Source organism: Enterobacter sp. BNK-22 (genome assembly GCF_048684805.1).
Lineage (GTDB): Bacteria > Pseudomonadota > Gammaproteobacteria > Enterobacterales > Enterobacteriaceae > Enterobacter > Enterobacter quasiroggenkampii.
Window position 1 is genome coordinate 183,594 of record NZ_JBLQTT010000001.1, and the last position, 13,623, is coordinate 197,216.

Here is a 13,623-nt window from a genome sequence, read left to right on the forward strand (position 1 = left end):
ACGGATAATATATTCCCCAATTTAATGAATAGAAAAACGTATAATAATGTAAAGATATTTATGATTGCCCTGGCACTTTGCCTGATTGCGGTACCTGTCTCCCGTTATCTCTCTCCGCGTGCAATTGTTAATGGTCATGACGTTTATTTAGCATGGTTGCCACTCAGCGTGATGCTGGCGGTAATTTTGATATTTGGGCGCCGGGCAATTCTTCCCATTGTGTTAGGTTTTACTGTCACTAATTTATTTTATGTTAATTTAGCACCGCTACAATATTCAGTTTTGCTTTTCTGTCAGACCTTTGCGCTGTTCGCGGCGTGCGGCCTGCTGCGCCTTATGCTGGGCAAGCGCTGGCGCCACAGCATTCCTAACAAGCACATTGGGCTACGTATATTCTGGCTCGGTTTTATGGTGCCGTTAGGTATTAAGCTGTCGATGTATATGGCAGGCTATTTGTTTGATTTTCCGGTGACTATTTCAACCTATTTTGGCGAAGGAACGGTAATTTATAACGTTGTGGATATTCAAAGCCTGATATGCGCGGGGCTGATTTTTACCATGATGTTCTATTACCCATTAAGAATGATAATTAATCCTCGTTATGCCATCGCCTTCTGGCGGCGAAGCGTGAAGCCCGTGTTTTATCACAAGAATCCATTATATATTTTTGTCTGGCTGATGCTTTTAGGCTTCATTCTCGTCATTTTATGTGGTCCTTTTGAATCACCGGTCATTGCGGGTTATTTGATGCCGCTGATTTTTATTCTTTTTACCTTAGCAATAAGCCGCCTGACCTATGCGTTGATTTCTCTGCTGTGGGCCATCTCAGCGCTCCTGCTGTTGACCTACAACTACAACTTCCTTAACGGGGTGGAATCGGGCCATTCGCTCTCCTTTATCCTCTCCGTGCTGATCTCTTTCGCCATCTGCTTGCTTTACATGTCGCGAATTTACCAGCGCAGCGAGTGGCTGAAGCGGGGCTGGCAGGACAGGGCGCTGACCGATCCTCTTACCGGTTTGCCCAATATTCGTGCGCTGGAGGATTACCTTGAAATCCATCCGGATGCCAAAGTGTGCATTCTGCGCATGGACAATCTGGAGTTTTTGAGCCGCCACTACGGCATTATTATGCGGGTCCATTGCAAACGAACGATCGCCACGTCGCTTCAGCCGCTCCTGCAAAAAGATGAGCTGCTCTTCCAACTGCCCGGAAGCGAGCTGGTGCTGGTCTTGCTCGGGCCGGAAATTGCTGAACGTCTCCAGCATATGGTCGATCGGCTCAACAGCAATAAGATTTTCTGGAACAACACCGGGCTGGATATTGAGTTTGGCGCTTCCTGGGGAATGGTCGAAAATGGCGAAAAGCTGCATCACACGCTGGGGCAACTGAGCTGGCTGGCAGAACAGGCCTGCGGAGAGCAAAACGTACTCGCGCTCACGAATAGCCTTGAGGCGGCATCAGGACAGACGACAGAGCGTGTCCTGATGCTGGCGCGGATTAAGCATGCCCTGGAGGCGGGGCAGTTCCATTTGTATGCGCAGCCGATCCAGAAGGCGGACGGAAGTGGGTACTATGAAATCCTGACGCGAATGGAGAGCGAGGGGGAGATTATTACCCCTGACCGCTTTATTCCGCTGATTGCGCAGTTCAATCTCAGCCACCGGTTTGATATGTGCGTCATGGAAAAATTACTGGTGTGGCTGCGCGATAACCCTGCAACGCATGCTGGCGCCCGTTTTTCCGTCAACCTGATGCCCCTGACGCTGATGCAAAAAGAGGTGGCGACCGAGATTTGCGCGCTGTTTGAACGGTACGGCGTGGCACCGCAGGCCGTCGTGATTGAGATTACCGAAGAGCAGGCATTCTCCAATTCAGGCTCGAGTATCAACAATATTCAGCAACTGCGGGATTACGGTTTCCGGATCGCCATCGATGATTTTGGTACTGGCTACGCTAACTATGAGCGTCTCAGACGCCTGCAGGCGGACATCATTAAAATCGACGGCTGCTTTGTGAAAGACATTTGTACAGACGACATGGATGCAATGATCGTGCAGTCGATGTGTAATCTGGCAAAGACGAAATCGCTCTGCGTCGTCGCGGAATATGTGGAAACACCGGCACAGCGGGAGATGCTGCTCCGCTTCGGTGTGGATTACCTGCAGGGGTACCTGATAGGTAAACCCAAACCGCTGGAAGAATTGCGGGCATAAAAAAACCGGGAGTCAGGCTCCCGGTTTTTGTTTAACGGTAAACGTTACAGAACCAGTGCCGCAATGGACGCGGACAGGACGCTCACCAGCGTAGAGCCATAAACCAGCTTCAGGCCAAAGCGAGAAACCACGTTACCCTGCTCTTCGTTCAGGCCTTTAATCGCACCCGCGATAATCCCGATGGACGAGAAGTTCGCGAAAGAGACCAGGAACACGGAGAGAATACCTTCCGCGCGCGGAGAAAGCGTGCTGGCAATTTTCTGCAGATCCATCATCGCAACGAATTCGTTAGAAACCAGCTTGGTTGCCATGATACTGCCCACCTGCAGCGCTTCGTGAGCCGGAACACCCATCACCCATGCAACCGGGTAGAAGATGTAGCCCAGAATGCCCTGGAAGGAGATACCCAGCACCGCGGCGAACAGGGCGTTCAGGCCAGAAATCAGCGCAATGAAACCGATCAGCATGGCGGCAACGATAATCGCGACTTTGAAACCGGCCAGGATGTATTCACCCAGCATTTCGAAGAAGCTCTGGCCTTCGTGCAGGTTTGACATCTGGATATTCTCTTCGCTGGCGTCAACGCGGTATGGGTTGATCAGCGACAGAACGATAAAGGTGCTGAACATGTTCAGAACCAGCGCAGCCACCACGTATTTTGGCTCCAGCATGGTCATATACGCGCCCACGATAGACATGGAAACGGTAGACATTGCGGTTGCCGCCATGGTGTACATGCGGTTGCGGGACATCTTGCCGAGAATATCTTTATACGCGATGAAGTTCTCAGACTGACCGAGGATCAGGGAACTGACGGCGTTGAAAGATTCCAGCTTACCCATGCCGTTCACTTTGGATAAGAGGAAGCCAATTCCACGGATCACGAACGGCAGAACGCGGATGTGCTGCAGAATACCGATCAGCGCGGAGATGAAGACGATAGGGCAGAGAACCTTCAGGAAGAAGAACGCCAGACCTTCGTCGTTCATTTTACCGAAGACAAAGTTGGTCCCTTCGTTGGCGAATCCGAGCAGTTTTTCGAACATTTCGGAGAAGCCTTTCACGAAGCCGAGGCCTACGTTGGAGTTCAGGAAGAACCACGCAAGTAAAACTTCAATGACCAGCAGTTGGACAACATAACGAATACGAATTTTTTTGCGGTCTGTGCTGACCAGCAATGCGAGTGCAGTAACGACAACAAGTGCCAGGACAAAATGAAGGACGCGGTCCATATTTGCTCCAAATATGAGGCAGGTTTAATTTTCGTGCACATTCTATGTAACAAGAGAAAAGAAAACGAGATCGAGGACACACTATAGTTACATCCTGTGACGAGTCTCAAAAATAGTGATCCACAATACATTTTTGTTATGTTAGGTAAATGAGTGAAAAGTTAAGTTTGTGTGCTAGTCTTCACAAAAGAGTCCGCGATTTGAGTTTCTGTTAGATCGCCCAGCTTACCCGCCCGTCTATCGTTCAAAGCTATCAGAGAAATCACTGCAAACTTTATAAATGATCTTGATAATCATTCTCATTTTGATAGCATTAAACATAGCAAAGGCTATATTTCAGAGGCAGAAATGACAAACAGTCGCGTAGAGGGTAGCAGTGGCAGAGCAGCGCGCAAGTTGCGGTTCGCATTAATGGGACCTGCGTTCATCGCTGCCATTGGCTATATCGATCCAGGTAACTTTGCGACCAATATTCAGGCCGGGGCCAGCTTCGGCTATAAGCTGCTGTGGGTGGTCGTCTGGGCTAACCTCATGGCGATGCTGATTCAGATGCTCTCCGCAAAGCTGGGGATTGCGACGGGTAAAAACCTGGCGGAGCAAATCCGCGACCATTATCCGCGTCCCGCCGTCTGGCTCTACTGGGTTCAGGCTGAAATCATCGCCATGGCTACTGACCTCGCTGAATTTATCGGCGCAGCAATCGGCTTTAAGCTGATTCTGGGCGTGTCGCTGTTGCAGGGGGCGGTACTGACCGGGATTGCTACGTTCCTGATCCTGATGCTACAGCGTCGGGGTCAAAAGCCGCTGGAGAAGGTCATTGGCGGCCTGCTGCTGTTTGTGGCGGCGGCCTATATTGTCGAACTGATTTTCTCACAGCCGAATCTGGCGCAGCTCGCTAAAGGGATGGCGATCCCAAGCCTGCCAACCTCGGAAGCGGTGTTCCTGGCCGCCGGGGTGCTGGGGGCGACCATCATGCCGCACGTGATTTATCTGCACTCCTCGCTGACGCAGCATCTCCACGGTGGGACGCGTAAAGAGCGTTACTCCGCCACCAAGTGGGACGTGGCTATCGCCATGACCATCGCGGGGTTTGTCAATCTGGCGATGATGGCAACGGCAGCCGCCGCTTTCCACTTTAACGGTCATACCGGTATTGCCGATCTCGACCAGGCGTATCTCACGCTGGAGCCGCTGCTGAGCCATGCTGCCGCCACGATATTTGGCCTTAGCCTGGTGGCTGCTGGTCTCTCTTCTACAGTGGTGGGTACGCTGGCAGGCCAGGTGGTGATGCAGGGGTTTGTCCGGTTCCATATTCCGCTGTGGGTGCGCCGCTCCGTCACCATGCTGCCGTCATTTGTGGTGATTTTGATGGGGCTCGACCCCACGCGAATTCTGGTCATGAGCCAGGTGCTGCTGAGTTTTGGTATTGCGCTGGCGCTGGTGCCGCTGCTGATCTTTACCAGCGATAAAACCCTGATGGGCGAGCTGGTCAACTCGACGCTGGTGAAACGGACCGGGTGGGCCATCGTGGTGGTGGTCGTGGCGCTAAACCTGTGGTTGCTGATTGGCACAGCGTTGGGGCTGTAAAAGAAAAAGGAGCCATGAGGCTCCTTTTTGCTGTTAGTCGTCATGACCGTGGTGGCCATGTCCGTGGCCTTTGCCGCGACCCCAGCCGCCGCGACGGTCGTCACGATCCCGCCAGCCTTCACGGTAACCGCGCTCATAGGCGCTGTCTTTATACCAGCCGCGGTGTCTGCCGTTATCATGTTTCCACCAGCGGTCGCCGCGCCACTCATAGTGACGATGCCAGTAATCACGGTCGCGCCAGTAGCCGCCGTCCCAGTACCTGCCGTAGTCGTCACGATCGCCAATTTGTAATTTTACTGATGGCAACAGGGTGATTTCGCCCGCAGTGGCGATCAGCGGCGCCGAAGCCAGTAATACCGCTGCAAGAATCAGTGACCTGAACATACTCTTTCTCCTTCACGATCGGGGCCTTTGTTGGGCCTGTTAACGCAATTTTACGAGTTGGTAAACCTTCGTATCATCGCCTCAACTCCGAATTCCTGGGTGAGAGCACTTTTTGCTAAAAGCGGTGTTATTTTGAGCTGCTGAGGATCGCGTCTATGCGGGCCAATTCTTCCTCTGAGAAATGGCGGTTTGCCAGCATCCCTACGGCGTCATCAATCTGAGCCGCTTTACTTGCCCCAATCAGCACCGACGTCACTGCCTCATGGCGTAATACCCAGGCCAGCGCCATCTGGGACAGCTTCTGGCCGCGACTTTCTGCCAGGGCATTCAGCTTCCTGACTTTTTCCAGCTTCTCTTCGGTGAGCTGATCGGGTTTAAGGAACTGACTGCCGCTTGCCGCGCGTGAGTCTGCAGGAATGCCGTTCAGATAGCGATTGGTCAGTTGTCCGCCAGCCAGCGGCGAGAAGGGAATACAGCCGACCCCTTTTTCCTGCAACACGTCCAGCAGTCCCGCTTCCGGCGCACGTTCAAAGAGGGAGTATTTCGGCTGGTGGATCAGGCAGGGTGTCCCGAGGTCATTAAGGATATCAATCGCCTGGCGAGCCAGAACAGCCGGGTAGTTGGATAATCCGACATACAGAGCCTTCCCCTGACGCACCATATGGTCAAGCGCTTTCATGGTTTCCTGCAGGGGCGTTTCCGGATCTGGCCGGTGATGATAGAAGATATCCACATACTCCAGCCCCATGCGCTTCAGGCTTTGATCGAGGCTTGCCAGCAGATATTTGCGCGATCCCCAGTCGCCGTACGGACCCTCCCACATGGTATAACCCGCTTTGGTGGAGACGATCAGCTCGTCGCGCCAGGGCAGGAAATCCTCCTGCAAAAGACGGCCGAAATTACGTTCGGCGGATCCGGGAGGCGGGCCATAGTTGTTGGCAAGGTCGAAATGCGTAATGCCCAGATCGAACGCACGCTGTAAAAGTTGACGGCTGTTTTCGATAAGGGTGGCGTCACCAAAGTTATGCCACAGCCCAAGCGAGATGGCGGGCAACCTGAGCCCGCTTCGTCCGCAGCGGCGATACTCCATTGTCCCGTAACGATTTTTGTCCGGCTGATAACCCATTTTCGTAACCTCTGGCGCTGAAGTGAAAAATCAGTGTATGCGTTTACATTTACGTGAAAAAAAGCAGCATAGCGCAGCCTTTTTTGTAAAGCATTCTTTCCATGTCCTTCTTATCGCCAATTCTGGACAGCCATCACGCTTATTTAATACTCAAGGTGAGGTCAAAACATTAGAAGGATACCTGTTTATGCGTACCCCATACTGCGTCGCCGATTACCTGCTGGACCGTCTTACAGATTGTGGAGCCGATCATCTGTTTGGCGTGCCGGGCGACTATAACCTGCAGTTTCTCGACCATGTAATAGACAGCCCGGACATCTGTTGGGTGGGCTGTGCCAACGAATTAAACGCCTCTTACGCCGCTGACGGATATGCACGATGTAAGGGCTTCGCCGCGCTACTGACGACATTTGGCGTAGGAGAGTTAAGCGCCATGAACGGCATTGCGGGCAGCTACGCCGAGCACGTTCCGGTCTTGCATATTGTGGGTGCGCCGGGGATGGCATCCCAGCAAAGAGGTGAGCTGCTGCACCATACGCTGGGCGACGGTGAGTTTCGTCACTTTTATCATATGAGCGAGCCGATCACCGCTGCGCAGGCGATCCTGACCGAACAAAACGCCTGTTATGAAATCGACCGGGTGTTAACGACCATGCTCCGGGAGCGTCGCCCCGGCTATCTGATGCTGCCTGCCGACGTGGCAAAAAAAGCCGCCACTCCTCCTGTAAACGCTCTCACGCTCCGGCATACGCATGCCGATAGCGCCTGCCTGAAAGCATTCCGGGATGCTGCAGAAAACAGGCTTGCCAGGAGCAAGCGTACTGCGCTGCTGGCTGATTTCCTTGTCCTGCGCCATGGCCTGAAGCATGCACTACAGAAATGGGTCAAAGACGTGCCGATGGCACACGCCACCATGCTGATGGGCAAAGGGATATTCGACGAGCGTCACGCTGGTTTTTACGGCACCTACAGCGGTTCGGCGAGCGCTGGCGCGGTAAAAGAGGCGATTGAAGGGGCGGATACCGTACTGTGCATCGGCACGCGATTTACCGATACCCTGACCGCCGGCTTCACGCACCAGCTCACCCCGGCGCAGACGATAGAAGTTCAGCCTCATGCCTCACGCGTTGGTGATATCTGGTTTACCGGCATCCCCATGCTTCAGGCAATCGAAACGCTGGTGGAGCTGTGCAAACAGCACGTGCACGAGATGCCCGTGCCGTCCTCTCAAAGCGCGATGGCCTACCCGCAGCCGGATGGCTCGCTGACGCAGGCGAATTTCTGGCAAACGCTGCAGACGTTTATTCGTCCGGGAGACATTATTCTTGCGGATCAGGGCACCTCGGCCTTCGGCGCGATCGACCTTCGTCTGCCGGCTGATGTGAATTTTATCGTCCAGCCGCTGTGGGGATCGATTGGCTATACGCTGGCGGCGGCATTTGGCGCACAAACGGCCTGCCCGAACCGGCGCGTGATTGTTCTGACGGGGGATGGCGCGGCGCAGCTCACCATCCAGGAGCTCGGCTCGATGCTGCGGGATAAACAACACCCCATCATTCTGGTCCTTAACAACGAAGGGTATACGGTGGAAAGAGCGATCCATGGGCCTGAGCAGCGGTATAACGACATTGCGCTATGGAACTGGACGCAAATCCCGCAGGCACTGAGCCTTGATCCTCAGGCCCAGTGCTGGCGGGTCAGTGAAGCGGAGCAGCTGGCGGACGTCCTTGAAAAAGTGGCGCATCACGAGCGGCTCTCGCTGATTGAGGTGATGCTGCCGAAAGCCGATATCCCACCGCTGCTGGGGGCGATCACCAAAGCGCTGGAAGCGCGCAATAGCGCCTGATTATTTGTCGTTTCGCCAGGCCATCATCATCGGTTTGCCCGCCAGCAGGAGCCAGGCGGGCAACATCACGATACAAAGCAGAGGGAAAAGCGTCGAATCCGGTACGACGACCGCCGCCATAAACAGGCTTAGCCACGCGTCTCGCGTGACCACCAGAACCAACCCCAGAATAGAACAAGAGACGGTAATCGCCGCCGGGACCGCATCGACATGCTCGTGCAGCATCAGCCCCAGCGCGACGCCGACAAAGACCGCCGGGAAGATGCGTCCACCACGGAAACCGCAGGCGGCCGCCACCACCAGCGCTGCCAGCTTGATCACGGCAAACAGCAGATAGTCGGAGACGCTAAATATCTGGCTGAAAGCCAGCTGCTGCATCTCGTCCAGCCCTTTAAACAGCGTCACCGGCCCGCCGATTGCGCCTAAAATACCGAGGATCAAACCGCCAGCTCCCAGAATTAACACCGGGTGTTTGAGTCGATGCATCAGCCGGTGCAGACGTGGAAGACACCATACTGCCACCATGCCCAGCGCAATGGCGATGGCGACGACGATGGCGCCGCTGAAGATATCGGCGATTTGCATCTGGCCGTAGTGGGGCAAGGAGAGTGAAAAATGGGGATGGAAAAACAGGCTGGTGGTCAACGCCCCGGCGGCGGCGGCCATCAGCGGAGCAAACAGTTTATCCCAGAGCGGGACATCGTTATTGCTACTGAGCGTCTGCGAAAAGATCAGTGCTGCCGCCACGGGCGTGCCGAAAAGCGCCCCGATGGTGCCTGCTGAGGCGAGAATGGTCCAGTCCAGCGCGCCGACGCGGGGCAAAATGCGTGAACCGAGAAAAACTGCCAGGCCAATATTCACGGCCATAATCGGATGCTCTGGCCCCAGGCTGACGCCGCCGGCCAGACCGAGAATCAACGCGATAATCAGCCCCGGCAGTGCCGAAGGGGAAACCGGGGCACCAATCAGCGGTTCCTGCGCCGGGTCTGGTCCAGCATGGCCGGGACTGAAACGGATCACCAGGCCCACCGCGATACCGGTTAACGTCAGCATCCCAACGATCCAGGCAGGAGAGTCAGCGGTGACGCCCAGTCCTGCAGGAAGCGCGTTCCATAATAGTGTTTGCAGCACCGACGCGACTTTCATCACGACGATGAGCACCAGACTTGAAACCACGCCAATGATGAGCGCCGGAATGGCCAGCAACAGCATGGTTCTGGCTCGCGGGTGGAGCATGATGATTTCCTTGTACAAAACGGTATGACGTTACTTTGCACATTAAGCCTTATGGCAATAGTGCAAAAGGTGCTGAAACGGTAAAGTTATTCTGTGACGAAGATCGATAATCCATGGGCATTCACCTTCCGGTCGTTGTTGTTATCACGCCTTGAATTTACAGTGTCCCAAAGATTTATTCTGACTTTAGCGGAGCAGTAGAAGAATGACAAAGTATGCTTTGGTAGGTGATGTGGGCGGCACGAACGCGCGCCTCGCATTATGCGATGTAAGTAGCGGTGAAATTTCCCGGGCGAAAACCTATTCCGGGCTGGATTATCCAAGTCTTGAGGCCGTTGTCCGCGTCTATCTGGACGAGCATCAGGTAAGCGTCGAAGATGGCTGCATCGCCATTGCCTGTCCGATAACCGGCGACTGGGTCGCCATGACCAACCATACCTGGGCATTCTCCATCGCCGAGATGAAAAAAAACCTCGGCTTTGCGCATCTTGAAATCATCAATGACTTCACCGCGGTGTCCATGGCGATCCCGATGCTGAAGCCTGAGCATCTGATCCAGTTCGGTGGCGCTGAGCCGGTCGAAGGTAAGCCGATTGCGGTTTACGGGGCCGGTACCGGTCTGGGCGTTTCACATCTGGTGCATGTTGCTCAGCGTTGGGTGAGCCTGCCGGGTGAAGGCGGTCACGTTGACTTTGCGCCAAACAGCGAAGAAGAGGGCATTATCCTCGAAGAATTACGCGCGGAGATCGGCCACGTCTCCGCCGAGCGCGTGCTGTCAGGGCCGGGGCTGGTGAACCTGTACCGGGCGATTGTGAAGTCAGACGGTCGTCTGCCGGAAAACCTGCAGCCGAAAGACGTCACCGAACGCGCGCTGGCGGACAGCTGCATTGACTGCCGTCGTGCCCTGTCGCTGTTCTGCGTGATTATGGGACGCTTCGGCGGCAACCTGGCGCTGACGCTGGGCACCTTCGGGGGCGTTTATATCGCGGGCGGCATTGTGCCGCGCTTCCTCGACTTCTTTAAAGCCTCCGGCTTCCGCGGCGGGTTTGAGGATAAAGGGCGCTTCAGAAGCTACGTGCAGGACATCCCGGTTTATCTGATTGTGCATGATAACCCAGGGCTGCTGGGGTCGGGTGCCCACCTGCGTCAGGTTCTCGGTCAGATTCTCTGATGCCTGGCCCTCTCCCGCGGGAGAGGGCTTTTTCGTTACAGGTGCATAAGCTGGCGGAACTCTTTCACCTTGCTGCGGCTCACCGGCACCTGAAAATCCAGATCCTTCAGGCGCAAGATATAGGTGTTGTTAAACCACGGTTCGATCTCGCGGATCTTGTTTAAATTCACGCAGAACGAGCGGTGGCAGCGGAAAAAGTGCGACGCAGGCAGCTTGCTGCAAAACTCGGTGATGTTCATCGCCATCACGTAAGATTCCCGCCGCGTATAAACAAACGTCATCTTTTCATGGGCTTCGGCATAGTAGATATCATTGACCGGCGTCACGATGATGCGCTCATCTTTGACCAGATTAATGGTGTCGTTTTCCCGTACCGTTGGGCTGGCGCTTGCAGGGGCGGTCTGCTGCTGCCATGCGGCCTCCAGCTTTTGCAGCATGCTGACAATCCGCGACTCCTGGTAAGGCTTAAGGATATAGTCAAACGCTTCCAGCTCGAAGGCCTCTACGGCGTGCTCTTTCCATGCGGTCACGAACACAATAAACGGCTTATGGGCAAACTGATTGATGTTTTGCGCTAGCAATACGCCATCCAGCGACGGAATGTTGATATCCAGGAAGATGGCGTCGACCCGGTTATGCTGCAAAAACTTCAGCACGTCCAGACCGTCATCAAAGGTGCCCACAATCTCCATCTGGCTGTGGGTGTTGATAAGCCAGGTTAGCTCCTGTTGAGCCAGGATTTCATCTTCTACGATGATGACTTTCATGGGTTACTCCACCTGGGGCAACAGTGATGTTGTTGAATGAACGGGAGAGCGCTCGTTCGGGACGTAAAAAGCAATTTCGGTGCCCGGTTCAAGACGCTGAATGTGCAGCCCATCGCCGTAAAGCAGCTTGACCCGGTGATGCACGTTCAGCAGGCCGATTTTATTTCCGGGCATTTCGTTAGACTCCACGCGCTCAATAACTTTTGGATCAATGCCGTGTCCGGTATCGCGCACCGCAATACGCACGCGGTTGCCGCTTTCGGTGACGCTGATGGTGACGACGCCTTTGCCTTTACACGGCTGAATGCCGTGAACAATCGCGTTTTCGACCAGCGGCTGGATAAGCAGGCTCGGGATCACGCAGTTGACCTCTTCATCAATATCGTAAATGACCGTGAGTTTGTCGCCAAAGCGCGCCTGCTCAATCGCGATGTAGTCTTTGATCTGATACAGCTCTTTTTTGATGTCGATCTGCTCGTCATCTTTCAACTCGATGTTGTAGCGCAGATAGCGGGACAGGTTAAAAATCAGCTGTCGCGCGGTGTCCGGATTAAGACGTATGGACGAGGAGATCGCGTTCAGCGCGTTAAACAGGAAATGGGGATTGATTTTGCTCTGCAGCGCGCGCAGCTCTGCCTTATTTGCCATCTCACGCAACTGTTCTGCACGGGAGACTTCCAGCTGGGTGGAGATAATCTGCGACAGGCCAATCGCCATCTCCTGGAGCGAGGAGGTGATCTGATGCGCGTGACAGTAATAAATTTTCAGGGTGCCCGTCACGACGCCTTTCTCCCACAGCGGGATCACCAGCATCGAGTGGATTTCCGGCGTTCGGTGGGCTTCATCATTGTTTTTAATGATGATTTTACCGTAGTTGATCGCCTGTCTGGTGGTTGGGCTGATGGTGTCATCGTTGTCGCGATAGTTGTGTTCCCCGACGCCAACGTAGGCCAGCACGTGGTCAATATTGGTGATGGCGACGGCGTCTGCGTGGATGTCGTGGCGGATAATCTCGCAGACCTGACGCAACGACTCCGCGTTAACGTGGCGGAAAAGCGGTAGCGTTTTGTTGGCGATATCCAGCGCCAGCTTGGCCTGACGGGCGGCGCTGGCCTCTTTTTCCCCTTCAACGCTTTGCACCAGCAGCACGATAAAACCGATGCACACGCTGCCCAGGATCATCGGAATCCCGATTTTCGAGACGATATCCAGCCCCAGCGCGGTGGTCGGGGCCCAGACGACGACCAGGATCATGGTCAGCGTTTCGCATACCATGCCTGCGACGATCCCTGCGCGCCAGCGCTGTTTTTTCGGGATTTTGCGGCTGATCCAGCCGGAGAGCACCCCGGCGATAATGCTGGTAATAAAGCAGGGCACCGCCGTGACGCCGCCGATATCAATCAGGTAGCGATGGGTTCCGGCAATCACGCCGGTGATAACGCCCACCCACGGGCCAAACAAAATTCCGCCGGACATCACGGCGATAATGCGCACGTTAACCAGCGAGCCCTCTACCGGCACGCCTGACCAGGTGCTGAACAGGGCGAACAGCGAGAAGATGGCGGTAACGGCCAGCAGCTCTTTTGGCGAGTGGGCGGATTTGTGCAACAGCTCGCGAAACAGGCGAATGCGGATGAGGAAGAACAGGCAAATCAGCATTAATGCCGCACGGTCAAAAACCGCCAGCAGCATAGTGAATATTTCGTGCACGAGTAGACCTGGGAAAACGGGAAAGAACCATGATAAAAAACCTGACGCGTATTGACCAGCTATCCGTCAGGTTTATCAAATGAGGAAAAACCATAATTCTTAAAGGGGATTGTCCGGCGATCACGGACACGGCCAGATTTTTTATAGCCAGCGTATCGTCAGGTAACTGTTTTGATATCATCCTGTTAAATAACGGCTATCAGAAAGCCAACCCTGAAACAGGGGCTTCCGCTTTTTGGCACTGCCGGGTTCCGGTTTTCAGGCGATCGCTTTTTTTTCATTTCCCTCTCGACAGCATGATTTTTTTCAGGTTATTTTCTAAGCATGCCACATCGGTGGCAGCGTCGCTC

General features: G+C 54.4%; 10 protein-coding genes. 4 read left to right on the forward strand and 6 right to left on the reverse strand.

The features are described 5' to 3' along the window. The first annotated feature begins 24 nt into the window (after window positions 1-24). Entirely contained in the window at window positions 25-2,214 is a 2,190-nt protein-coding gene (locus ACMGGE_RS00855; protein ID WP_048224362.1) for an EAL domain-containing protein, read from the forward strand. 44 nt (window positions 2,215-2,258) lie between these two features. Here ACMGGE_RS00855 and ACMGGE_RS00860 read toward each other — a convergent pair whose 3' ends face one another. Further along, complete coding sequence (locus ACMGGE_RS00860; RefSeq protein ID WP_045909397.1) at window positions 2,259-3,446, reverse strand: NupC/NupG family nucleoside CNT transporter; 1,188 nt, start codon at window positions 3,444-3,446, stop codon at window positions 2,259-2,261. Window positions 3,447-3,794: 348 nt separating this feature from the next. Here ACMGGE_RS00860 and ACMGGE_RS00865 point away from each other — a divergent pair, with 348 nt between their 5' ends. Further along, complete coding sequence (locus tag ACMGGE_RS00865) at window positions 3,795-5,033, forward strand: Nramp family divalent metal transporter (protein WP_048029632.1); 1,239 nt, start codon at window positions 3,795-3,797, stop codon at window positions 5,031-5,033. Between the two features lie 33 nt (window positions 5,034-5,066). Here the strand turns inward: ACMGGE_RS00865 and ACMGGE_RS00870 are convergent, their stop codons facing one another. Both ACMGGE_RS00870 and mgrA read right to left on the reverse strand, forming a co-directional pair. Then, complete coding sequence (locus tag ACMGGE_RS00870) at window positions 5,067-5,417, reverse strand: DUF2502 domain-containing protein (protein ID WP_048224360.1); 351 nt, start codon at window positions 5,415-5,417, stop codon at window positions 5,067-5,069. 127 nt (window positions 5,418-5,544) lie between these two features. Continuing rightward, window positions 5,545-6,543, reverse strand: coding sequence for an L-glyceraldehyde 3-phosphate reductase (mgrA, locus tag ACMGGE_RS00875; protein WP_420293249.1), 999 nt, complete (start codon window positions 6,541-6,543; stop codon window positions 5,545-5,547). A gap of 187 nt (window positions 6,544-6,730) precedes the next feature. Between mgrA and ipdC the strand changes: the two genes are divergently transcribed. Beyond that, window positions 6,731-8,389 carry an indolepyruvate decarboxylase gene (gene ipdC / locus ACMGGE_RS00880; RefSeq protein ID WP_420293250.1) on the forward strand — a complete coding sequence of 553 codons (1,659 nt, stop codon included), beginning with the start codon at window positions 6,731-6,733 and terminating at the stop codon, window positions 8,387-8,389. On the opposite strand, the gene ACMGGE_RS00885 is transcribed toward ipdC, so the two are convergent. Further along, entirely contained in the window at window positions 8,390-9,625 is a 1,236-nt protein-coding gene (locus ACMGGE_RS00885; RefSeq protein WP_045909392.1) for an ion channel protein, read from the reverse strand. Between the two features lie 205 nt (window positions 9,626-9,830). Here ACMGGE_RS00885 and glk point away from each other — a divergent pair, with 205 nt between their 5' ends. Then, on the forward strand, window positions 9,831-10,796 hold the full coding sequence (glk, locus tag ACMGGE_RS00890) for a glucokinase (protein ID WP_048029635.1): 966 nt from the start codon (window positions 9,831-9,833) through the stop codon (window positions 10,794-10,796). A gap of 35 nt (window positions 10,797-10,831) precedes the next feature. On the opposite strand, the gene ACMGGE_RS00895 is transcribed toward glk, so the two are convergent. Further along, the gene (locus tag ACMGGE_RS00895; protein WP_023294232.1) at window positions 10,832-11,563 is read right to left on the reverse strand and encodes a LytR/AlgR family response regulator transcription factor; all 732 of its coding nucleotides are present in this window, start codon (window positions 11,561-11,563) and stop codon (window positions 10,832-10,834) included. 3 nt (window positions 11,564-11,566) lie between these two features. Further along, on the reverse strand, window positions 11,567-13,273 hold the full coding sequence (locus ACMGGE_RS00900) for a sensor histidine kinase (protein ID WP_048029636.1): 1,707 nt from the start codon (window positions 13,271-13,273) through the stop codon (window positions 11,567-11,569). Between the last annotated feature and the right edge of the window lie 350 nt (window positions 13,274-13,623).